This window comes from Vibrio sp. J2-3(2022), assembly GCF_021725735.1.
In the GTDB taxonomy this organism is placed as follows: domain Bacteria; phylum Pseudomonadota; class Gammaproteobacteria; order Enterobacterales; family Vibrionaceae; genus Vibrio; species Vibrio diabolicus.
This window is the reverse complement of the sequence record NZ_JAKKCK010000001.1, coordinates 828,873-852,006: the sequence shown is the minus strand read 5'-3', so window position 1 is coordinate 852,006 and position 23,134 is coordinate 828,873. Positions and strand designations below refer to the sequence as shown.

19 protein-coding genes and 3 pseudogenes are annotated in these 23,134 nt (G+C 43.0%); 14 read left to right on the top strand and 8 right to left on the bottom strand.

Translation table 11 applies throughout. The features are described from left to right. Positions 1 to 32: 32 nt before the first annotated feature. The gene (locus tag L3V27_RS03690; RefSeq protein ID WP_180208771.1) at positions 33 to 824 is read right to left on the bottom strand and encodes a metallophosphoesterase; all 792 of its coding nucleotides are present in this window, start codon (positions 822 to 824) and stop codon (positions 33 to 35) included. 597 nt (positions 825 to 1,421) lie between these two features. Here L3V27_RS03690 and L3V27_RS03685 point away from each other — a divergent pair. The 4 genes and pseudogenes from L3V27_RS03685 to L3V27_RS03670 all read left to right on the top strand — a co-directional run bounded on the left by L3V27_RS03685 (position 1,422) and on the right by L3V27_RS03670 (position 5,301). Beyond that, on the top strand, positions 1,422 to 3,761 hold the full coding sequence (locus tag L3V27_RS03685) for a hypothetical protein (RefSeq protein ID WP_193280002.1): 2,340 nt from the start codon (positions 1,422 to 1,424) through the stop codon (positions 3,759 to 3,761). A 253-nt stretch (positions 3,762 to 4,014) separates the two neighbouring features. Next, positions 4,015 to 4,129 (top strand): annotated as a pseudogene (locus L3V27_RS23410) (IS5/IS1182 family transposase); the annotation flags it as partial. Positions 4,130 to 4,224: 95 nt separating this feature from the next. After that, positions 4,225 to 4,365: a hypothetical protein gene (locus L3V27_RS03675; RefSeq protein WP_005376200.1), complete on the top strand. Its 141-nt coding sequence runs from the start codon at positions 4,225 to 4,227 to the stop codon at positions 4,363 to 4,365. Positions 4,366 to 4,533: 168 nt separating this feature from the next. Then, positions 4,534 to 5,301, top strand: a pseudogene (locus tag L3V27_RS03670) (IS5 family transposase). A gap of 179 nt (positions 5,302 to 5,480) precedes the next feature. Here the strand turns inward: L3V27_RS03670 and L3V27_RS03665 are convergent. The 3 genes and pseudogenes from L3V27_RS03665 to L3V27_RS03655 form a co-directional block, all read right to left on the bottom strand. Further along, complete coding sequence (locus tag L3V27_RS03665) at positions 5,481 to 7,184, bottom strand: FAD-dependent oxidoreductase (protein ID WP_237311048.1); 1,704 nt, start codon at positions 7,182 to 7,184, stop codon at positions 5,481 to 5,483. 123 nt (positions 7,185 to 7,307) lie between these two features. Continuing rightward, a pseudogene (locus L3V27_RS03660) lies at positions 7,308 to 7,436 on the bottom strand (pyridine nucleotide-disulfide oxidoreductase); the annotation flags it as partial. 71 nt (positions 7,437 to 7,507) lie between these two features. Further along, the gene (locus tag L3V27_RS03655; protein ID WP_012842250.1) at positions 7,508 to 7,693 is read right to left on the bottom strand and encodes a DUF2892 domain-containing protein; all 186 of its coding nucleotides are present in this window, start codon (positions 7,691 to 7,693) and stop codon (positions 7,508 to 7,510) included. A 178-nt stretch (positions 7,694 to 7,871) separates the two neighbouring features. Between L3V27_RS03655 and L3V27_RS03650 the strand changes: the two genes are divergently transcribed. From L3V27_RS03650 to L3V27_RS03630, 5 genes are read left to right on the top strand one after another with little or no spacing between them, the layout of a single operon-like run. After that, positions 7,872 to 8,180 (top strand): metalloregulator ArsR/SmtB family transcription factor, encoded by a 309-nt coding sequence (locus L3V27_RS03650; protein WP_012842251.1) that lies wholly within the window; start codon positions 7,872 to 7,874, stop codon positions 8,178 to 8,180. Positions 8,181 to 8,208: 28 nt separating this feature from the next. Further along, the gene (locus tag L3V27_RS03645) at positions 8,209 to 8,628 is read left to right on the top strand and encodes a YeeE/YedE family protein (protein WP_005394547.1); all 420 of its coding nucleotides are present in this window, start codon (positions 8,209 to 8,211) and stop codon (positions 8,626 to 8,628) included. Positions 8,629 to 8,638: 10 nt separating this feature from the next. Further along, a complete protein-coding gene (locus L3V27_RS03640; protein WP_237311046.1) occupies positions 8,639 to 9,097 on the top strand; it encodes a YeeE/YedE family protein in 459 nt (152 codons plus the stop codon). Between the two features lie 28 nt (positions 9,098 to 9,125). Beyond that, on the top strand, positions 9,126 to 12,434 hold the full coding sequence (locus L3V27_RS03635; protein ID WP_237311045.1) for an efflux RND transporter permease subunit: 3,309 nt from the start codon (positions 9,126 to 9,128) through the stop codon (positions 12,432 to 12,434). Next, positions 12,431 to 13,486 (top strand): efflux RND transporter periplasmic adaptor subunit, encoded by a 1,056-nt coding sequence (locus tag L3V27_RS03630; protein WP_012842254.1) that lies wholly within the window; start codon positions 12,431 to 12,433, stop codon positions 13,484 to 13,486. Before L3V27_RS03635 ends, L3V27_RS03630 begins: the two co-directional genes overlap by 4 nt. Positions 13,487 to 13,571: 85 nt before the next feature. Here the strand turns inward: L3V27_RS03630 and L3V27_RS03625 are convergent, their stop codons facing one another. Beyond that, complete coding sequence (locus L3V27_RS03625; RefSeq protein WP_176319484.1) at positions 13,572 to 14,438, bottom strand: endonuclease/exonuclease/phosphatase family protein; 867 nt, start codon at positions 14,436 to 14,438, stop codon at positions 13,572 to 13,574. A gap of 309 nt (positions 14,439 to 14,747) precedes the next feature. Here L3V27_RS03625 and nrdD point away from each other — a divergent pair, with 309 nt between their 5' ends. Further along, a complete protein-coding gene (nrdD, locus tag L3V27_RS03620; protein ID WP_176319483.1) occupies positions 14,748 to 16,868 on the top strand; it encodes an anaerobic ribonucleoside-triphosphate reductase in 2,121 nt (706 codons plus the stop codon). An 84-nt stretch (positions 16,869 to 16,952) separates the two neighbouring features. Further along, the gene (nrdG, locus tag L3V27_RS03615) at positions 16,953 to 17,423 is read left to right on the top strand and encodes an anaerobic ribonucleoside-triphosphate reductase-activating protein (RefSeq protein ID WP_005394529.1); all 471 of its coding nucleotides are present in this window, start codon (positions 16,953 to 16,955) and stop codon (positions 17,421 to 17,423) included. A gap of 84 nt (positions 17,424 to 17,507) precedes the next feature. Here the strand turns inward: nrdG and L3V27_RS03610 are convergent, their stop codons facing one another. Further along, a complete protein-coding gene (locus L3V27_RS03610; protein ID WP_237311043.1) occupies positions 17,508 to 18,893 on the bottom strand; it encodes an MATE family efflux transporter in 1,386 nt (461 codons plus the stop codon). A gap of 120 nt (positions 18,894 to 19,013) precedes the next feature. On the opposite strand from L3V27_RS03610, the gene L3V27_RS03605 reads away from it, so the two are divergent. From L3V27_RS03605 to L3V27_RS03595, 3 genes are all read left to right on the top strand, one after another. Continuing rightward, positions 19,014 to 19,871, top strand: a complete 858-nt coding sequence (locus L3V27_RS03605) for an AraC family transcriptional regulator (protein WP_029802109.1) — start codon at positions 19,014 to 19,016, stop codon at positions 19,869 to 19,871. 155 nt (positions 19,872 to 20,026) lie between these two features. Then, entirely contained in the window at positions 20,027 to 21,214 is a 1,188-nt protein-coding gene (locus tag L3V27_RS03600; protein WP_168187765.1) for an amino acid aminotransferase, read from the top strand. Positions 21,215 to 21,225: 11 nt separating this feature from the next. Continuing rightward, positions 21,226 to 21,909, top strand: coding sequence for an ATP-dependent zinc protease (locus L3V27_RS03595; protein ID WP_167427514.1), 684 nt, complete (start codon positions 21,226 to 21,228; stop codon positions 21,907 to 21,909). A gap of 113 nt (positions 21,910 to 22,022) precedes the next feature. Here L3V27_RS03595 and L3V27_RS03590 read toward each other — a convergent pair whose 3' ends face one another. Beyond that, positions 22,023 to 22,559 (bottom strand): hypothetical protein, encoded by a 537-nt coding sequence (locus tag L3V27_RS03590; RefSeq protein ID WP_005394515.1) that lies wholly within the window; start codon positions 22,557 to 22,559, stop codon positions 22,023 to 22,025. A gap of 153 nt (positions 22,560 to 22,712) precedes the next feature. Then, entirely contained in the window at positions 22,713 to 23,087 is a 375-nt protein-coding gene (locus L3V27_RS03585; protein ID WP_237311041.1) for a NirD/YgiW/YdeI family stress tolerance protein, read from the bottom strand. Positions 23,088 to 23,134 lie beyond the last annotated feature (47 nt).

The window sequence follows — 23,134 nt, the reverse complement described above, 5'->3', positions numbered from 1 at the left end:
TTGCATATGGAAAGTATGTTGTTATTTAGCGGTTAGAGGGTATAAGCTTTCTTAGAAAGTAATCCACTGCTCAAGCGGACAGAGCCTTTGGGGTTACAAATTAAGGTGGTATTACCGTCAGCGATGACTTTCTCTACAGCATTATGTTGATGTCCAGCCACCCAAAACCTCGCTCTTGAAATCAAATCATTACTTAGCCCTGCTTGGTAATAGGGAGTATAGACACTGTTGGCATTTACTTCTGAGGCGAAGGCTTCTTTAGAAGGAAGATGATGTGAAACAACAAGATCAACTTTTTCTGGTAGGTTCTTAACGAACGATTTGTACTGCTCTTCAATCATTGAGCTGTCAATAAACTTAATGTCGTTCATCAACTCAGAATATGCTTCTACAAGCTCGGCAGAGTATGTATGGATAGGAAACCAGAGCGTTCCACCAAAGATAGTGAATCCTTCCAACTCAATCGATTCATTATTCAAAAAGAACAGGTTTTTAGTAGTATCGCTATGAGCCTTAAGCTTTACTAGTACTGAACTCGTATAATCTTTGATAACGCCAGATTTGGTAATGGATTCGTCGCCAAGGAGTGCGCTTTTTTTACAGTAGGATTTACTTTTATTGCTATACCATTCATGGTTTCCAGCAATGATGATGACTGTTTTAAAGTGGCGGCAAAGTACATTCTTTACGTATGCTATGCCTGAGAGACCGTTCGCCGTGTCACCTGCAACGATCAAAGTAGCTTCTTTATCGAAGTCATGCCAAAAATCACGTCGTATTCCGTGTATGTCGAGATGTAGGTCTGAGACAACGTAAAACTTCAAACTATCATGGCCTTAAGATTGATTGACTACTTCATATTACATTGGTCATTGGGATTAGAGAAGTGAGTATATACGCTAAGGCACTTCTATCAGTTACTTGAAGTGTAATTTCTGGCCATAAAACAGTTGAGCACGGATACGACACAGAGCCTACCTATCGTTTCTCGCTGCGCAGCTGCGTCAAGTCAGCACAGCGAAGCTGTGCAATACCAAATGGTGGGATGACGTCAGCTATGCACTTATCGTCAAATTTATATATTCACGTAAAAAGTGCATAGCGTAAAGGAAGCGGGAGAAATGAGGAAACACAGTTGGGCACGGACACGACACAGGGCTTACCTATCGTTTCTCGCAGCGTAGCTGCGCCAATAAACATGGAGTTGCTGTACTACTATAAGGTTAAGGGGTCACAAGTCGTCATTCATTAGAGACTTGTTACTATGACAATCAGTCGGGAATTCATGTAATATGTTAGATTTACAAAGCATTTTTATTTTAATAGGACAGTTGGGTGAAGGTACGGAACAGTGTCATTCACGATAAGGTATCTCGCTTTGATTGATAGTAATACATCAATTTTCATATGATTATAATTTAATGGAAAACAGTAAAGAGTATTTCTCATTACATGGAAATAAAAAATGTAATGAGTGCATCATTGTATTATCAGATATGCTTCCAGAATGGGCTATGTACGATAATCGAAGAGTCATACATATTAAACATGTTAATGATATACAAAGAGTTTTAGAATATCATAAACGAGGTCTTATAGTTAAAAATTGGTTGAAAGCGATTTATATCTCTGATGAAAAAGTCTCGTTTTCAATGTTTAATAATTTTTTTATTTATAAAGAATCAAATATATCCAATATAAAAAGCATGCTCTTTCATGATCTTGATGGAAACGTAATATTTGAGTTTTTAAGTAACCCACTTATTGAAGACATAACTTTTAATTACTATTTATCTGTATATAAATTTTTGACAAGGCATAATGCATCGAACTTTTGCACATCAATGGCTATGTTGAAAGCTAGAAAATCTGTAAAAGATCAATTTAGTCAAGAAGATATAGATAGTGCAATTGCATTTTCATTAGATCTAGATTTAACCTCAGTTGTAGAGATTAAAAGAAAGTCAGCCGAAAATTTTGTTCATCATATAGTTGATGAGTCATTGGTTTTTTCAAAAGAAGTGACTGATCCTGGTTCTTTTATTTATTTTGAAGGTGCAATTAATGGCAATAGTGAGTTGAATATCCTATATTTAAAACGTTTGCGAGGTATGGGGCGAGGGGACTTGTGGAAGTTTATACCTGATATTACTCTATTAAAATCAGGTACAGGTAGTGGTAAAACTGATTTGGCTCTAGACGTTGTTATTCATGCTCATCGCATAGGAAAAAAAACATCGATAATTTCAAATTTGAAGTCGGTAATTCAGTCTTATGAGCATAGGCTACAAGAAAAAGTCAGTCAGTTAATGGTAGAATTAGAGCCTTGCCATATTATAACATCAGAAGCAGTTCTCTATGAAATTGAAGAAAGTAAACATATTGCTACGACATTAAAATCATTAAGTAAACCGCATATTATAGATTCTGTGATGTCATCAGATATAATTATTATTGATGAGGTGGAAAAAGTTTTTGAGGCATTATATTCAAAAAGTAATAGCTATATAGACGAACGTGAAAAATCTATAGTTAGAGAATTACTTCAATATTCATTAAATGACCCTAATACGAAACTGTTGTTAATGGACGCGGATATTACTAACAAAATAACAAAAAATGTCATCAAAAGCTTGTTAAAGCTTGAAAGAAACGTATTACTTGCGAACGCATATAATTCTTGTCTAGAACATGATTTTGGGTCTATAGAGGTATCTCTTTTAAATGGAAGTCATGAAAAACAAACTATCATTGATAAAATCCAAAATGTGAATGAGAACTGTTTTGTATTCTCATCTTCAAAAGATAAAGTTGATGCTATCTTAAGAGAATCGGGATTTTTTAGTGATGATGGCAATGTAGATTATATAAGTGCCTTGGATAACAAAATACTCGTTATTGTGGCAAGCAAATTTTTGAAAGGACGCCATGAAGAGGCTGTCGAAAAATTTATCCGTAGCCCAAATACGGAAATATTTAAGTATCATACTGTTATATGCAGTCCAGTTTTAAAAGAAGGCTTCAGTATTGAATCGAATTACACGGATACCGTTTATTGTTTATGTGATAAAATTCTGACGCCTAAGGAAATAATACAGTCTTCTAGACGATTACGGAAAGCAAAGAAGATCCGATTTGGCATTTTTGGTCTATCTACACCGAGCACGTTAGACCATAATAAATATAATAATTCTCCTGAGGATTGGATAGAGTCTAGTATCGAATTTAGAAAGAAAGTGCTGATTGATAATTTTTATGATGCTCTTAAACTAACCTTAGCTAAGTTGAAGTTCAATATTGTTGAAGATTCATTTGATAATTTACCAAGTGGTTTTTATGGTAAGAAAAAAAATCCTCACTTTGATAAAGATGTGTTAGAAATTATCAGGACAGGGAGAAGTATTGGTCAGTTAGGCTCAGCAATTGAGAAAACTAAACTCGATGCAGCTCTACTCCTTCGAAGTATACTTAAGGTCGGTTTAGTTCAAGACTTTATTATTATCTCTAGCAGAGAAGAGTATAAAGGTAAAAACTTTCATGGTTCATTTATAGGTATAGATAAGGAACTATATAACCATAGAAGCATCATCAATCATATTCTTCCAAATAAACTCAAAATTTCTGAACGTAAAGATGAGAATATAGGCCAAGCTAAAATTACAAGGAATATTAAAAATATATTCCAAGCGCTTGGTTTTAATTCTAAGAGAATTGACTCTGGAAAGTCTTACAAATTTACCTATATGGAAGAGGATAAATAGTAATTTTTAAAATGTTTATCTTATAGACATACAAGGGATAATTAGGATTTTGATTTTCACTAACACTAAAAAATTAACGTCGAAAGTGCTTTTCCGATTAACTGAATCCTTTTCAACTGAAATAGTATCTTAGCTAATCAATCGCGCTTTTTTAACTACTTGTCAGCAAAAGGGCGCGTTGCTTAAGTCAGTTAAAAAAATTCCCAACCTAGCGATCAGCTCCTTTGTTATGGTTAGAACGCTCGGTGTTGATGTGGGTAAAGTGAAAAAGAAAATAACTAACTGGGGAAAGTAGAATAAGACGGTGTAAACGTGGTTCAGTTACGTACTATATAGATGACTCAGCCATAGATGCATGGCAATGTAAAAATGGTAAGTGTGGTTATTACTAAAGCATATATACGGGGGCTTATATGAAGCATAAAGCTAAAAGGAGTAACAGTACTCAAATGACAGTGATATTGTGCTAACAGAGTTTCTTGACTTGCTTGAGCACGATATTTCGAACTACCAAGATAAGATAGTTGAAGGAACAGCGACCTATAAAAACGAACTTGAAGAGATCATCGGTGACTATCAAGTTGAGCTGGACGGTAAGTATTAAGAAGAATCTTTATTTGCACCTGCACAGCATAAAGCTGTGCTATCTAAGCGGAATATTCCGTAGAAAAGAGGTATTGCTGTCGTGGCTAGCTCAGTACTGTTCAAGACTTAGGACCTATCTCAATAGGTGTTGTTTGAGTTAAATCAACACCTATTGAAAACACTGCAAATGAGTTCAACACAATACCTAATCTCCGATGCCCTCTGGGAAAAAATAGAGCCGAGACTTCCCGTCCACAAGACTAACAATCCTCTAGGTACGCATCGAAGACGAGTCGATAACCGCGATGCGATGAACGGCATTTTTTGTTCTCAGAACTGCTTGTCAGTGGAATGCATTTGTCCCTCTAGCTCTGCGCATCGCCGCTTTCTAGAGTGGCGAGATGCGGGAGTATTTGAGCGATTTTGGCAAAACGGTCTGGTTTACGGTGGAGTTGATTGGCGTTCTCTATCAGTGGATGGGGCTGTCCCCCTTAGCTGGCTCAAAAAACAGGAAAGAACCCAACACACAGAGCGAAACAAGGAGTAAAACGTAGTTTGTTGACGGATGCGAATGGATTGCCACTTACCGTAGTCAGCGATGGTGCCAACGTTCACGATATCAAATTGGTACTTCAAACTTTAGAAGCATTAGAGTGTTATTGACCACCTTTACAAATGCCACTGTATCTAGACAAAGGTTATACAGGCCAGTGGTTACATGTGAACTGGTTACTTTGAACTACATCCCTCATGTTCAATCCGAGTATAAGAGGCTGCGAGGTTAAAACAATCTGATGATTTTAAGGCTCATCGTTGGATTGTGGAGCGAACCCATAGCTGGTTAAACCGCTATCGTAGATTACTTGTTCGTTGGGAGAAGAAAATAGAAAACTACGATGCCATGCTGCATTTTGCTTGTGGCCTCATTGTTTGGAATAAATCCCTTTATGGATAGGTTCTTAGTAACCTGGTCATCTGTTTTTTCTGAAGAAAATTGAAGGTGGAGAGGTGTACCCAAATCTTACAATTAGTTGACAAAATTGCTAGTGCCGATTTTACAGCACAGTGGACAGACTATTAAGGTATACAACAGCCAGCGATCAAAGTGCTGGCTGTCAATTTTGTTAATAGTAATTACATTTTTGAATGAAGATAGGTTCGATAACCGCCTATTAGATTACGAGCTTTGTAACCATTGTTAACTAACTGACGATAGGCAACGTTACCACGTAACCCAACTTGACAGTAAATCACAATCTCTTTGTCTTTTGGTAGCTCGTTCATACGATGACGTAATTGGTCAACAGGAATGTTGATTGCACCTTCAAGATATCCTACCGAATCAAGTTCACCTGGATTACGTACATCAAGAAGGACCTGGTTTTCAGACAATTTATCGATTTCATCATAATGAATCGCAGTCGCGTCACCTTTGATGATGTTGTTTGCGACAAACGCAGCTTGGTTGATCACATCTTTTGCACTGCCGTAAGGAGGCGCGTAAGTCAACTCCAGATGTTGCAGTTGTTCGACCGTCATGCCAGCTCGTTGTGTAACAGCCATTATGTCAATTCGCTTATCAATGCCATCTTTACCAACCGCTTGTGCGCCTAAGATCTTACCAGCCTTTGGATCGAACAACATCTTGAATGAAACGACTTCAGCGCCAGGATAGTAGCTTGCATGGCTTGCGGTGTGGACATAGACTTTTTCGTATTCCATACCTGCTCGTTTTAGCTGTTTTTCATTTTTACCCGTTGAAGCCACAGCAAGGTCAAAGATCTTACAAATTGCCGTACCTTGTGTACCTTGATAAGTCTCGCTACGACCTAGCATGTTGTCGGCTGCCATACGACCTTGACGGTTGGCTGGACCCGCTAAAGGAACAAGTGTCTGCTCGCCAGTGACAAAATCTTTTTCTTCAACTGCATCACCAACAGCGTAAATTGAAGGATCGCTGGTTTGCATGTATTCATTAGTGTAGATACCACCAAGCGTCCCAATTTCTAATCCTGCTTCTTTTGCTAATTTAGTTTCTGGACGAACACCAATAGCCATAACCAGGATGTCGGTGGTTAGTTTTTCACCGTTATTAAGCGTAAGAACCAATTCACCTTCTAAGTGTTGATGTTTCTCACTCTCACCAGCATCCACGCTAGCCACATGTTCATTTGGAATAAATTGTACAGACTCAAGAGCAACGCCCAATTTAAGGTCGATCCCTTTTTCACGGATTTCTGCGTGAGCAAAACCTGCCATTTCACGGTCAACAGGTGTCATGACTTGCTCTGCCATTTCAAGCAAAGTGGTTTTAATACCCAGTTGGTGGAAGGCTTCCATTACTTCTAAACCAATGAAACCGCCGCCTACAACCGTGGCGTGCTCTGGCTTGTTCATCTGGATCGTTTTAATGATGCGATCCATGTCAGGGATATTACGTAGTGAATGAGTCAACGGATTATCCAGACCAGGGATTGGTGGAACGATAGGGCCTGCACCTGGGCTAAGTAATAGGAAGTCGTATGTTTCTTCGTATTCTGAGCCATCAAGAAGATTTTTTACTGTCACTGTTTTGTCTTGACGGTTTATCGATACCACTTCATTCATTACACGAACATCAACGTTGAAACGCGCTAAAAAGCTTTCTGGTGTTTGTAGCAATAATTTACTGCGATCTTTGATGTCGCCACCGATGTGATAGGGAAGGCCACAGTTAGCAAAAGACACGAAATTACCTCGTTCGAACATAATAATTTCTGCATCTTCACTTAAACGACGAGCGCGGGCTGCTGCTGATGCTCCGCCAGCTACACCACCGACAATGAGAATTTTGGTCATATAGACACTCCAACTTAGCGAGTAAAAAACAAACAATAATACACTCGAAAACAAGTGAATTTTTGTTTGTTTTTAAGATTATATTAGGAGCAGTGCTAAATTATTTTTAATGTCGTCAATCATACAGTTGACTAATGAAACGAATGGGCCACGTTCAAACATGATGATTTCGGCATCTTCGCTTAGACGACGAGCACGCGCCGCCGCAGATGCACCACCTGCAACACCACCGACGATTAAGATCTTAGTCATTTTTAACTCCAAGTTTTAGGGCGAACTGACCTTTCACGAATAGCCAGTGTGAAAGGTCACTACGCTCTAGATTATCTAAAACCAAATTTCTTTAAAAAATAAGCAGCAGGGCAGATTCCCGTGTAAGCACTTTGAATAAGATTAACGCCGATAAACACGGTGAACCAAATGAAGTTACTGTGAACGAACACGGTTAGTATGACCGAGATCAATACCATCGTGCCTGCAAAAATTCGTACTGCATTTTCTAACGTCATAACTCTTCTCCTTCGTACTCTCAAACTGAGAACGCCATCCTTTGACATTCATCACTATAATTATCTAAATTAGAAATGTCTAATGTTAATTTATCTAAATTCATGATTGCTAATTTAGCGTTGACTAAATGTTTTGTTTTAGTAATATCTAATTTAGTTTTTAATGTAGAGGTTAGTCATGAGCTATACAGATATGGATGTAGCAGCAATGAAAGGCAATGCCAATGAAGCTGCTGATCTCCTAAAAGTAATGGCACATCCGGAAAGGCTAATGGTGTTGTGCCAACTGACCCAAGGTGAGGTTGGTGTTGGGGAGCTGCAAAAGAACTCGTTCCTTAGCCAATCCGCCTTTTCACAGCACTTGACGGTGCTTCGCAAACACAAATTGATCAAGGCTCGTAAGGCATCACAGCAAGTGTTTTATTCGTTGTCAGAACCGAGAGTTGAGTCATTAATCAAGGCGCTTCATAGCGTTTTCTGTAACTAATTCGTAGCTAAGATTTTAGAGGTAAATAATGTTAAACGTTATTCCATGGGAATCGTTGTTTGGTGGCATTTTGTTAGGGATCTCCGCCACTATATTGTTGTTGGTTAACGGGAAAATTGCCGGAATCAGTGGAATTATGAATGGCATTATGTCACCGAAAAAAGGCGATTATTCGTGGCGACTGCTTTTTGCGGTTGGAATGATAGCTGGTGGCTTGATTAGCGTTCTGATGTTGGGCGTTGCGGTTCCTAGTACCGCGAACCTTTCTTTAGGGATGGTGATTGCCGCTGGTTTATTGGTAGGAATCGGAACCAGACTGGGTAACGGATGTACGAGCGGACACGGCATTTGTGGCATGGGCCGTTTGTCTAAGCGCTCTATTGTGGCGACCTGTGTATTTATGGCTGTCGCTGGCCTAACGGTATTCGTTCGACTTCACCTAGTTTAAGAGAGATTCCATGAACAAGACTATTTTTCGTTTTTCTGCTCTTTTGAGCGGTGTGTTGTTTGGGTTGGGCATGGCGGTGTCCGGCATGATCAACCCAGCTAAAGTCATTGGATTTTTAGATATTTCTGGCAGTTGGGACCCAAGTTTGGCTTTTGTGATGGGCGGCGCACTCGCGGTATTCATGCCAAGCTATTTTTTAATCATCAAGCCGAGAAAACAATCAGTTAGCGGTGAAGCGTTTTGCACACCAACCAATAAGTACATCGACGGACGTTTGTTATCTGGTGCGGCGATCTTTGGTTTAGGTTGGGGTTTGGCAGGTATTTGCCCCGGCCCTGCGGTTGCGAGTCTGGCATTAGGCAACGTGAGCATTGTGGTGTTCTTCCTTGCGATGTTAGTTGGATCTCTGTTCGCGAAAGCGATCATTACTAACCGTAACGCAAAGAAGATGAAAACTGCGAACGCGTAAACAATCAATCTGATATGGAGGGGAAAGGATGCCCGACAAACTAAAGCGAAGTTTTGTTCAGTCTGTGATGAACAGCTTTTTCCCTCCTATCATGATCTTGCTCGCGCTTGTGGTCGGTGCTGCGGCCTTGTGGTTGACCCCGAAAGAGGAAGATCCACAAATCGTTGTGCCGATGGCAGATGTACTGGTTTCGGCTCCCGGACTAAGCGCTTCTCAAGTCGAAAATCAAATCACTGAACCATTAGAAAAGCTTGTTAGCCAAATCTACGGTGTGGAATACGTTTATTCCTCGTCCATGGAAGGTGCTGCGCAGGTAATCGTTCGTTTCTATGTCGGCGAAAACCGCGAAGATGCTCTGGTTAAGCTGTATAACAAACTCTATTCCAACCAAGACAAAGTTCCTCCTTCTGTCACTAACTGGCTTGTAAAGCCTGTTGAGATCGATGATGTACCCATTGTTGTTGCCGCAATTTATTCCACCGATCCAGACATTCTTGATCGTCATCAGTTGAGACGTATTGCTGACCAAGCCACGTTAGGTATTAAATCATTGGATGCCACCAACAAGGTGGAAGTGATTGGCGGTGAGCCGAGAAAAATCCAGATAGAGCTTGATTCTGTTGCGATGGCAAACTTCAAAGTAACCATCGATGACCTCGAACAGGCCATTCAGCTCAGTAATAGTAAAACTCAAGGCAAGAACGTTCGCGTAAACGGGCAAAATTACACATTGGAATCGGGACGGTTTCTGACTAACGCCGGAGAGGTTGGCGATCTTGTTATCGCGGTGCTCAATGGCAAACCCGTTTATTTGAAAGATGTTGCGCGCATTTACGATGGTGAAGGTGAGGCAACATCCGATACTTGGTATCGCGATAAAAACCACGATGAAGCATACCCAGCGGTGTTCATTTCTGTCGCCAAACAAAAAGGCTCGAACGCGGTTAACGTATCTCAGTCTGTTCGGGATAAACTGGCGGAGCTTCAATCCGAGCAGTTTCCTCCACAAGTTCAAGTTGCAGTCATTCGCGATTATGGCGAAACGGCGAACGCAAAAGTAAACAATTTGGTATCAAGCCTTGGCATTTCTATTCTAACGGTCGTGGTGTTTGTCGGTTTGTTTCTAAACTGGCGAAGTGCATTGGTGGTCGGTATCGCGATCCCGATTAGCTATGGCGCCGCGCTCGGGATGGACTTGGCATTTGGCTATTCCATCAACCGCGTCACACTCTTTGCATTGATTTTGGCGCTAGGTTTGATCGTGGACGATCCTATCGCCAGTATCGACAACATTGAACGTTACCTCAAACGCAAAAATCTGACACGAACCAACGCGATTGCTCTCGCCATGGCAGAAATTCGTAGCGCTTTGCTGATGTCGACGGTCGCGATTGTGATCGTGTTTACGCCGATGTTTTTTATCACTGGGATGATGGGGCCTTACATGGCGCCACTGGCGTTCAACGTTCCGATCAGCGTTATCTTTAGTACCGTTGTTGCGTTTATGATCACGCCTTGGCTTGCCAAGAAGCTACTCAAAGGTGCTGAGGAAAACGGCCACTATGACATCCAATCTTCGCCGATGTATCGCCTGTATCGCGGTGTGTTAATTCCGCTACTGGAAAGTCGCAAGAAAGCGTGGCTTTTCCTCGGTTTGGTTGCCTTGTTGTTCGTCTTGGCGGCATTGTTGCCAGCACTTCGCTTAGTTCCACTCAAGTTGCTGCCTTATGACAATAAGAACGAGTTCCAATTGGTATTAAACATGCCAGAGTCTTCTAGCTTTGTGGATACCTCTAACGCGCTGTCGAGCTTTACGGACTATTTAATGACGGTGCCGGAAGTGACAAGTGTGTCGGGCTTTGCAGGCACCGCTTCCCCAATGGATTTCAACGGCATGGTGCGCCACTACTTTATGCGTAGCGAACCATACCAAGGCGAGCTTCGAGTCGTTCTTGCAGAGAAGAATCGCCGCGCAATGCAATCACACGAACTGGTGACACGACTCAGGGCGGATTTAGAGCAGATTGCAGATAATTTTGACGCTGACGTGCAGCTAGTCGAAGTGCCGCCAGGCCCGCCTGTTATCGCCACCATTACGGCAGAAGTTTACGGTGATGAAGCGACATCTTATGAAGATCTGATGATTCAAGCAGAGAAAGTCGCGGATAGGCTTCGCAAAGAACAGTTGGTTTCTGAGGTGGATACCAGCAGCCAAGGTGATTTAGAAACGTGGCAGTTCATCGTTGATCAAGAAAAAGCGGCGCTGTCTGGTGTTTCTGTTGCTGATATCAATAACACGCTTATTACCGCCGCGAACGCCAAAGTGCTCGGTTATATCGCCGATCCAAGAGAAGTGGCCCCATTACCTATCGAAGTGCAGCTCCGACGCGAAGACAGAGATAACCTTAATCAACTAGAGCAACTTTATGTGCGAGGCCGTCCTGGCATTGCAAAAGTAGAATCCAATGGGGCTGTTGTGGATGCTCCTCAGCCTATCGTGCAGTTGTCTGAAGTCGGTCATTTTGTGAAACGCGCAGCGGACAAACCTATTTTCCATAAAAACCTCAAGCCTGTTGTGTATGTCTACGCCGAGGTAGTTGGGCGTGTTCCGGGTGAAGTGATTGCCGATGTGATGGCTGACCAAGATACAACTCACGCGGAAGATGTGCATCGTCACTGGCAAGAGCGCACTTACTTGAGCAATGGCGCTGGTGTCACTTGGAGCGTGCCAGACAACATCGAAGTGGTTTGGAGTGGTGAAGGGGAATGGAAAATCACAGTGGACGTATTCCGCGATTTAGGCATTGCTTATGGCGCTGCGTTACTTGGCGTATTTGTGGTGATGTTGATTCAAACTGGTTTACCTGCGGTATCGGGCATCATCATGCTGGCGATACCTCTGACCGTGATTGGGATTATGCCGGGGTTCTGGATTTTGAATGTGTTAAGCAGTGATATCGGTAATTACCCGAACCCGGCTCTGTTCACGGCGACCGCGATGATCGGCATGATTGCGCTAGCAGGGATTGTGGTGCGTAACTCACTCGTTTTGATTGAATTTGTTCAGCAATCGCTGGCTGAAGGTCGTAGTTTACATGATGCGTTGATTGAATCTGGTGTTGTTCGTATGCGGCCAATATTGCTGACCGCGGGTACAACGTTACTGGGTAACGTCGTGATTACGCTAGACCCAATTTTTAACGGTTTGGCTTGGGCAATCATATTCGGTATTACCGCCTCGACCATCTTTACGCTGCTTGTGGTTCCGGTGGTTTATAACCTTGCATACCAAAACACCAAAGGACATGGATTACCTCAGATGGAGGAAGAGCAATGAAATTAGATACCAAATGGTTAGGCGTGATTCTGTTTGCCATACTCGCGCTTCTTTTTCTCTATATGGCTGGTTTTTTTACAGAAAAGTTGCCGACAGAACATGACGCGAAAACCAACCAGATTGATGTAAATAACGCAGAGACACATCAACTGATGTTAACCAGCGAATCGGTTGTTCGAGAGTTTCCGGGCGTCGTCGTTGCAGAGCAGCACGCCGATATCGCGGCACGGTTAACGGCATCGGTGATGGAGGTATTGGTGAAGGTTGGCGATAGAGTGAAGCAAGGAGACGTGTTGGCGCGGCTAGAAAGCGATGATCTCGATGCGCGAGTTCGTCAAAGTGAGCAGGCTTTATCCTCTGCACAAGCGCAGCTCAATACGGCGAGAAAGGAGTTTTCTCGTGTCAGAGCGCTTTTAAACAAAAAACTGATCCCTCAATCGCAATTTGACCAAGCGGAAAGTGCGTTGCAAACCGCGCAAGCCAACTTCAATAAAGCTCAGGCGGCGGTCTCTGAGGCGGAAACGACCTTTGGCTACAGCATTATTACTGCGCCGTTTGATGGCTTGATCACGCAAAAGCCCATCAACAAAGGTGATACTGCGACGCCGGGGGCTTTGCTTTTATCAATGTACAATCCAAACTCGTTGGAAATAGAAGTGAACTTTGCTGAGTCTGTCATGCCTTATGTGACTTACGATAAAGAAGTGGACGTTGTTTTTCCGTCTTACAACCTCAACGCGCAAGCGGCTGTAAAAGAAGTGACGCCGTCGGCAGATGCCAACTCGCGCAGTTATACCGTAAAGCTTCAATTTGAGCCGCTAACGGCTATCTATCCAGGTACATACGCCAAAGTCGCGTTGACCTTGACCGACGATGTTGTACTTCGCGTGCCAAAAGAGGCGGTTTACCAAGTTGGTCAATTGGACTACGTAAAAGTGGTGCAAGACAGCGGTGAGGTAGAAACTCGACTTATCCAGCTTGGAGAGTTGGGGAGAGTGCGAACGGGGTTGAAGCAGGGTGACGTCGTACTGCTGAATCCAAGATCGCTTTGATAGAACGGTTTCTCTCGTCTAATCAAACGTCTATCTAACAAACAACATAAAATAGCCCAGCATGATGCTGGGCTATTTTGTTCGTTCAGTTAAGCGTTACCGTCGCGTTTACAGGGCAATGGTCACTCAGTTTGTAATCCAAAACATCTTGTGAACTGAACAGCGTTTGATGTGCGTTTTTCGCTTTTATTTGCGGGCTAACAATAATGTGATCAATCAAAGAGCGGAATTGGTGTGTTTTTCTTGGGTTCTTATTTGAGCGAACCTTGCAATCCGCTTTGGTATCTCGCGTTACCAATTGTGCATCGTTACCGAGCGTCATGATCGCCCACAGCCAATCACGTTGATAAGACAAGTTGTGATTGAAATCGCCCATTACGGCGTACTGCTGCTTTTTCTTTTCTCTCTCGCTCATCCATTTCGCAAGTGCTTCTCCTTGTTGGCTCAGTGTTTGGCAATTGCGGTTGTTTTTGTATGCTCCGCTGCATCCTGCTTTTAGATGCACAGAGAGCAGGTGAAGCTCGTCCTTTTGGTTTGGGTTAACGACGATGTAGCTGGCAAAGCGCAACTTGCTATTACCACGCGTGATTGAGAAGTCTGCTGGGTCAGACACTTCAATGTCTTTGCGCACAGCAAAACCGGTGTACTGGTTGGTATCAGAAAACTGAAGGTGCTTATTGTTTGATTGAGCTCGATCAGAGAGGTAAATCGCGTAGCCATCGCCTACGGCTTTTTGAACGGCGGCTTTGGAGTCGACCTCTTGAAAGGCGATGATGTCGGCTTGAGTTTTATCCACATATTGATTGAGTTTGACGAAATCGTCACTGGTTCTCGAAACCTTACCTCCATCTATAGACAGCCATTCTATATTCCAACTGGTTAAGTTGATGGAGTTTTGAGCAAGTGACGTTGAACTAAAAATTAATAAGGCAGTAACAAATAGTGATCGCATATTGGCTTGTTTCACTCCTGGATTTTAGCGTATTCCTTTCCAACCTTTATCCTATAAGCGCTCTAAAAAAAGCAAGTAGATTTCGTACCAATTTTGCAATTTTCATGGTTTTCTTCGCAACTGAGATCAGTACCAATAAGATCGATTTGTTCTTGTCCGCTAGCCGATCTTTATTGATCAAAATCAATGTTTTCAAGTGGTGCTTTTCGTTAAATACGCCACAATATATTGTGTTAGCAGAATAAAAAATAACCCCATATAGTGTGTTTGTGGATAACTCTGTGAGTATGCTGGGGTAAGGAGAAGAAAGTGAAACCAATCGTAATCAAGCGTGACGGCTCAAGAGCTCCGTTCAACAGGGATCGTATCCAAGCAGCAGTTGAAGCGGCAGCGGAAAACAAGGATAAAGATGTCGCCATTTATGCTCTTAATGTCGCTCTTGCTGTCGAGTTACAGCTAAAAGATCACGATGAAGTTCACATCCATGAGATTCAAGACTTAGTCGAGAATGAGCTCATGCAAGGTCCTTACAAGGCCCTAGCACGTTCTTACATTGAATATCGCCATGACCGCGACATCGCGCGTGAAAAGCAAAGTGCACTAACTCGTGAAATCGAAGGCTTGATTGAAGAAAGTAACCTTGATTTGATCAACGAAAACGCGAACAAAGACGGCAAAGTTATCCCAACTCAGCGTGACCTTCTAGCGGGTATCGTGGCGAAGCACTACGCGAAAACGCACATCCTTCCTCGTGATGTGGTTCAAGCACACGAAGTGGGTGACATTCACTACCACGATCTGGATTACGCACCATTCTTCCCGATGTTTAACTGTATGCTTATCGATTTGAAAGGCATGCTAACGCACGGCTTCAAAATGGGTAATGCAGAAATCGATACGCCTAAATCGATTTCAACTGCGACCGCAGTAACAGCGCAAATTATTGCTCAAGTGGCTAGCCATATTTATGGCGGTACAACCATCAACCGTATCGACGAAGTGTTAGAACCTTACGTCATCACGAGCTATGAAAAGCATTTAGAAATCGCGAATGAGTGGAACATTGCTGAGCCAGAAGAGTTCGCTAAAGCTCGCACTGAGAAAGAGTGTTACGACGCATTCCAATCGCTAGAGTACGAAGTAAACACACTACACACGGCAAATGGTCAAACACCATTCGTTACGTTTGGTTTTGGGCTTGGTACAAGCTGGGCGTCTCGTCTTATTCAGCAATCTATTTTGAAAAACCGTATCGCTGGTCTTGGCAAAAACCGTAAAACCGCCGTATTCCCTAAATTGGTGTTCGGTATTAAAGACGGCCTAAACCACAAGGCAGAAGATCCTAACTACGACATTAAGAAGCTTGCACTTGAGTGTGCTTCAAAACGTATGTACCCAGACATTCTTAACTACGACAAAGTCGTGGAAGTAACGGGTTCATTCAAAACACCGATGGGCTGTCGTAGCTTCCTAGGCACTTACGAAGAGGATGGCGAACTTATCCATGAAGGTCGTAACAACCTTGGTGTAGTTAGCTTGAACTTGCCACGTATCGCGCTTCGCGCAAAAGGCAGCGAAGCGAAGTTCTATGAACTGCTTAATGATCGTCTACGTCTTGCTCGTAAAGCACTAGAAACGCGTATTTCTCGTCTAGAGAACGTAAAAGCGCGCGTTGCCCCAATTCTATATATGGAAGGTGCATGTGGTGTGCGCTTGAAAGCGGACGATTCGATTGCAGAAATCTTCAAAAACGGCCGTGCATCAATTTCTCTAGGTTACATTGGCGTGCATGAAACTATCAACGCGTTGTTTGGTACTGAAGCGCACGTTTACGATGATGCCGTATTGCGTGAAAAAGCGGTCGCGATCATCAAACATCTAAAAGATGCGGTGAATCAATGGGCTGACGAAACTGGCTATGGCTTTAGCTTGTACGCAACACCAAGTGAAAACCTATGTAGTCGTTTCTGCCGCATCGACACCAAAGAGTTTGGTTTGATTGAAGGTGTAACAGACAAAGGTTACTACACCAACAGCTTCCACTTGGATGTTGAGAAGAAGGTTAACCCTTACGACAAGATCGACTTCGAGATGCCTTACCCAGAAATCTCAAGCGGTGGCTTCATCTGTTACGGTGAGTTCCCGAACATGCAACGTAACGTAGAAGCGCTAGAAAACGTGTGGGACTACAGTTACACCCGCGTTCCTTACTACGGAACTAACACTCCGATTGATGAGTGTTATGAATGTGGTTACACCGGCGAGTTTGAATGTACAAGCAAAGGCTTTACTTGCCCAAGTTGTGGCAACCACGATTCAACCAAAGTATCGGTGACACGTCGCGTATGTGGCTACTTGGGCAGCCCAGATGCACGTCCGTTTAACTTCGGCAAACAAGAAGAAGTTAAACGTCGAGTGAAACACCTATAAGGTTAATTACCACTCGATTCAACACTTTGAAAATCAACCTGCTTTAGGTTGATTTTCTTTTTCGCGATAACAAAGAGACACATTATGAACTACCACCAATATTATCCAATTGACGTTGTTAACGGACCGGGTACGCGCTGCACATTATTTGTGTCGGGCTGTGTACATCAGTGTCGTGGCTGTTATAACCAGTCGACGCAACGCTTGGATTCGGGTGTGTTGTTTACGCAAGAAGCGGAAGACAAGATCATCAATGACTTGAATGACACGCGCATTAAACGTCGCGGTTTGTCGTTGTCGGGCGGAGATCCGCTTCATCCTGCTAATGTGCCTCATATTTTAAAGATCGTGAAAAGGGTGAGAGAAGAGTGTCCCGGTAAAGACATCTGGGTTTGGACAGGCTACACGCTGGCTGAACTGGATGACGCGCAAAGAGAAGTGGTGCAATACATCGATGTTTTGATTGATGGTAAGTTTGAACAAGACAAGAAAGATCTCAATCTCGAATGGCGTGGCAGTTCGAACCAAATCATTCATCGCTTTACGGATATTTAATCAAGCATTCTCCAAACATAAAAAGGGCTCACGCGTGCATAACGGGTGAGCCCTTTTGGTGTGAGTTCGTTAGTGTATTTTCAGTTACGCTGTCACCGTTTGGTCATCCTCGACCATATTATTTATCCAACGTTTAGATTGGATACGATAAGTCGTCAGTACGCCTTTCACAAATTCTTCAGCTAGCAGAGACATCAAGACAAAATGCAAAGGCAGCCCGAGTACCATACCAGTGTAATAGGTAAGGGGAATACCAATAGCCCACTGACCGAACGTATCAATAAAAATGCTGTAGCGAATATCTGCGCCACTCTTTAGTACGCCGCCAATCCCTACCATGTTAAACACTCTCAAAATCATACCCAGCGCCATGACTAAGCATACGTTAAGTGCCATTTCTGCATCGGTTAATGGGCTCAGTACCAATAGATGATGAATCAAAGGCGAGCTCAACCACACCAGGAAAAACAGTAAGGTGGCTAAGATTGCGCTGGTTAACACATACCACCACGCCGTTTTCTCGACCCGATCATAATGTTTTGCGCCAATATCATTCCCAAGAAGAACGGATGCAGCGACCGCAAATCCCATAAAGGTTGAAATCAGTACACCTTCAATCGGTGATAAGAATGAGATGATCGCAAGTTCTGAAACGCCCAATTGACCATAGATGATGCTGTAAACGATCAGCCCACCAGTCCAGAGCGCATCGTGGACCAACATGGGTAGAGAAACCTTAAAGTATTTTTGACGATACTGCTTTAAACGGCCTTGCGCCCAGTCGAATTTGGTCGGAATCAGGTATGCATAGCGTTTACAGAAAAAGTAAATCAACACTGCTGTTTGGAAAAATCGAGAAACAAAGCTGCCAACGGCTGCACCAAATACGCCCCATTGAGGGAAGCCGAATAAACCGAAAATCAAAACATAATTAAGCACGACATTCACGACAATCGCGGAGATACTAACGTTGGTTGCCAGTTTGGTTTGGCCTACGGAGCGCAATACCGCTTCTATTGGCACCACTATCGCGGTTGCAATAAGACTAAAGCCCGTAACCACAAGATAATCACGTGCATAAGTGATGTATTCAGGATCGTCTGACATGAAAGAGACGATCTCTTTATCAAAAATCGCATAAAGAACAATAAACGGCAGCGTCACTAGAATGGAAATAAACCAAGATTGCGCCAGTGTTCTGCGGATTCCTGCCAGGTTCCCTGAGCCGTAATATTGAGAAGCCAGCACCGTTACTGCACCGCAAAGACCGAAAATGACTGCAAGGTTAAAGAAAAAGATGCGGTTTCCGACACCGACTGCAGCCGTTGCGGATTCGCCGAGTTGACTCACCATGAAAATATCCACGACGCCGAGTAACGCAAAAAGCATGGATTGAAGTGAAACAGGAAGGCCAATCTCAATCAGCTTTTGCCAAAATGCTTTATCGATGTATTCGCGTGTTAAGAGCATCGCATTTCTCCTTAAAGATTAATGCGAGTAGTTTATCCCTATGATTTGGCGGTGTATTTTTCAAAGGCATCCAAAACCTTTGTAAAACTCTCCACTAGTGTATATGTGAGCCAATAAATCATGGAAGATAAACAAGAACGCTACGCGATTTCAGAAAAAACCTATCAAGAGTTTATTGATCACAGTCGAGTACTGGCATTGGAGGAGAGAGGCATTGTGCAGTGCGGAATTGCAACCTGTCGTGACTTCTTCTCTGTTTATCGTAAAAACCAAAAAAAACACATGCTGCTTTACACCGTGCGCGGTAAAGGTTGGTTAGAAAGTGGGGCGTGTCGATATGATTTGGAGCCTGGCTCGTTGATCACGGTGCCAGCAGGTGTTGAAAACGGTTTTGGTATGGAAGAGGAACTCTGGCAGATCGCATGGCTTTTTCTTGCTCCTGATAGAGCATGGCCAATGATAGAGAGTAATATTAGTTACCAGCTCACATCTGCACCCGAGGTGATGTATGCGTGTATCCAAACGTTGTTACGCAGTATTAATCTTCCTATTGATTATGGTGGTGCGGTTGGTGCACATAGCGTGGCTCAGTTAGAGCTGATGTTAAACATGCCGCCCTCAGAGTCGATATCACGCAGCCAATTGAGGCTTCGGCGCGTATTCGATCTTGTCCAGCGTCAGCTGCATAAGGATTGGAGTGTCGAGCAAGTGGCAGCTTTATATCCATGTTCGGAGCCACATTTGCACCGTCTGACTCAAAAGCAGTTTGGTCGAAGCCCGATGGCACATTTAACACGTATGCGCATGGAATACGCTGCTAGGTTACTTCGTTCAACAGAATGGCCGATTCAACATATTGGAGAGATAGTCGGATATCCAACTAGTGCCAACTTTAGTACACGTTTTAAAGCGTGGTCGAGCATGACGCCAAGAGAATTTAGGAAAAACGGAAGAGTGGATTGGTATATTGAGGAGTGAATCGTTCTTTTTATAACCGATAGAGCGCACAAAACTTATCGTAACCCAGAATTTTGTTCTCTAATTGATGAAATAAGTGAAAAATCATTTCGCCATTTTTTGCGATGGTGTTAACGTGAGGTTCGGTACTTGAATTTCAAAGGGTTATGACTTTCATGTTTTCTAATCTCCCAACTCCCGTATTAGATCCTATTTTATCTCTATCCGTTGCATACCGTAACGATGACCGTCCAAACAAGGTTGACCTTGGTATTGGCGTCTATAAGAACAGCGCAGGCGAAACGCCGATCATGAAAGCCATTCAAATGGCGCAGGATGTCGTTGTTGAAACTCAAAAAACCAAATCTTATGTTGGTCTTGCGGGTTGCGAAGAATTTAATAAAAGCATGATCGATTTGCTACTGACGGGAACGTCAGCAATAGATCGTGTTGCTGCCATTCAAACGCCTGGTGCAAGTGGTGCGCTGCGTATGTTAGGTGACCTGATGAAGGTCGCACAGCCAGATACGACGGTTTGGATTTCAAACCCTAGCTACGTAAACCATAAACCAGTGATGGAAGCGGCAGGTCTTAAAGTTAAGTTCTACCATTACTTTTCTCCAGAAACGAAACAAGTAGACACAGCAAAAATGATGGATGATCTTGCGAAAGCAGGGCCTTCTGATGTTGTATTGCTGCATGGTTGTTGTCACAACCCAACAGGCGCAGATATCGATTTTTCTGCTTGGCAAGCCATTACGGAATTGTCACAGAAGAACGGTTTCACCCCATTTGTTGATATTGCCTACCAAGGCTTTGGTGATGGCTTAGAGGAAGACGCAAAAGGGCTTCGCTTCATGGCAGATAACGTTGAAGAGATGTTAATTACGACGTCATGTTCGAAGAACTTTGGCCTATATCGCGAGCGCACAGGTGCGGCGATTGTCGTTGGTAAGAACATGCAAGACGTGGCCAACGCAAAAGGCAAGCTACTTACGTTAGCGCGTTCTACTTACACGATGCCACCCGATCATGGAGCGGCTTTGGTTAAGACGATTCTTCAAGATGACAACCTGACTTCCGTTTGGAAGCAAGAGTTGAGTGAAATGCAACATCGTTTGGTTAGTCTTCGTCAAAGTTTGTGTAACGAATTGAGAAACAACCATAATACCGATCAATTTGACTTCATTGAGGGTCACAAAGGCATGTTTACTGTGCTAGGCTTTAGTGAAAACCAAATGGCGCAACTGCGTGAAGATTATGGCATTTATGGTGTTGGCGATGGTCGAATTAACATCGCTGGACTTACCGAAACTCATATTCCATACGTAGCGGACGCAATTAAGAAAGTATCTCAAGCTTAATTGGAGTGTGGATGAAAAACTGGAAACTGATTCTGCCGCTTATGATGAGCGGCAGTTTAATTGCTTGTACGTCAACTCAAACGACGCAGGAACCTGCTGAGCCTGAGTCGCCGAAGGTCGAAGAACCTGTCAAAGTAGAGCCAGAAGTGAAACCAGAGGTTGATCCAACGCCTGAGGTGGAGCCTAAGCCTGAAGTAAAACCTGAGAAAAAGCCCGAGCCAAAACCGACAAAACCAGCCAAAGTGACAAAGACACCAGACGGCATGTTGATTCTTGGTTCTGAAGAGTGGGTTTACGTTCCTGAAATTGATCAAACCTTCAAAGCTAGGGTTGATACAGGGGCGACAACATCATCAATTAGCGCGACAGACATTGTTCCGTTTGAGCGTGATGGTAAAGATTGGGTTCAGTTTAAGATCGACTTGGGCGATAAAGAAACTAAAGAGTTTAAAGTACCTGTAGAGCGCTGGGCTAAAATCAAGCAGTCATCGTCAGAAGAGGTGGATAAACGAGCGGTAGTAAAAGCGTATATTACCGTCGGTGACCACAAAGAAAAGACAGAGTTTACGTTAGCTGAGCGTGGGCATATGAAGTTTCCAATTTTACTTGGTCGAAGCTTTTTTAGAGATATCGCCGTTGTGGATGTATCGAAAAAGTATGTCCAAGATAAACCTAAAAAATCCGGCAAAAATTAAAGCCTTGTTACTAGTTCCTGCTAACAATCGGTACTTAACAAAAATGGCCTCCGAAACCGGAGGCCATTTTTATTGAATCACACACTTATTAATGCAACTGCTTAGTTACTTAATTAAAATGCAAAACGAGCAGACATCACAATTTGTTGGCCATAGACACCATTATTTTTGAAATCCGCGCCAAGTGATAGTTGCTGAGTAGAGTGGAATCTTGCGCCAAAATTATAAACGGTATTGGAATCGTCGTTATCCATTATTTGACCGATACGTGCATGTAGCTCAACATTTTGCATGAACCAAATACGAGTACCAATATTCACCTCAGTGCGCCACTCGTCACCCACTTTATCACTGCCGTTTTCTTTAATGTTGTGTACTAACATTTGGCCATAAATATCTGCAAATTGGCCTGCTGGGCCGTTAAAGCCAATACCACCAGCAATGTCCCAGTCTCCGCTGAATTCACTGTCTGCGCGAGCAATGAAGTGGGTGTTTTCCGTAAAGTAGGTATTGAACTCGCCACCAAATGTACCAGGGCTAGTGCCCATGCGAAATTCCATCGTGTTGTAGTTGAAATTATTTGCATGTGCGGAAAGTGGCAAAACAGCGCACAAACCAAAGGCTGCAACCTTTAGAGCTTTACCTAGCATGGTGTCTCCGGGCAAGATGATTAAAATGAACAAAAAAATGGTCTGCAAAAAGCAGACCAAGATTGATAAAGCTATCATTTTAAGTGCTTGCCGTCACCATTTAGCTGTAATGGCCACCACATCATGCTGATATCCAAAGCAAGCGGGGTTGTTTTACATGATCACCAGTTGCTCGACTTCAATTTCTGGCTTATTTCCGCCTTCAAATTCACCAAACAGACGGACTTTAGTCGTGTGATCAATCGGAGAGTTTAGTCGGATATCGTCATCCAGTTCGACCATGACTTCACCGGAACCATCGCTAAAGACAAACTTATCCGCGCGAACTTGACGTAATAAGTTACCTTCAACGACTACATCTTTTTCAGTAAACATATTGGAGTCGTTTAGCAAGGCGTCCAATTTTTCCACAGTGACAGGACCATTAAACTGCAAGTTTGATTGGTTTTGAGCGTGATCTTTCGCGAATGCGATAGAAGGAGCAATAACTAAGGCGACGATTGTTGCGATAATTGTATTCTTTTTCATGTTACATCCTCATCGGTTTGTTTTGATGGGTTCATTAAAACAGAGCT